1 protein-coding gene is annotated in these 223 nt (G+C 50.7%); it reads left to right on the top strand.

Going from position 1 to position 223, the window contains the following annotated elements; translation table 11 throughout:
* On the top strand, nt 1-209 hold a 209-nt coding region (locus AAC854_RS23945; RefSeq protein ID WP_340619219.1), incomplete at its 5' end, for an integrase domain-containing protein.
* Nucleotides 210-223: the final 14 nt, after the last annotated feature.

A 223-nucleotide genomic window follows, 5' to 3' on the forward strand; every position in this document is an offset into this window, starting at 1 on the left:
CCATGAACTACTGGCGAGCATACACCACAAGGATTGGTTTAACAGGCTGCCATTCTCCTCATAGTTTGCGCTATGCGTGGGCGCAGGATGCTCTGGCGTTTTACCAACAGAATGGTTTTAGCCGTCAGGAAGCACGGGCGTTGGTATCAATGGATTTGGGACATGGTGATGGTCGTGGGCGTTATGTCGAGCGGGTTTATAGCCGTTAAACTTAGTCGTTCAG

The organism is Xenorhabdus entomophaga (assembly GCF_037996725.1).
Classification (GTDB): domain Bacteria; phylum Pseudomonadota; class Gammaproteobacteria; order Enterobacterales; family Enterobacteriaceae; genus Xenorhabdus; species Xenorhabdus khoisanae.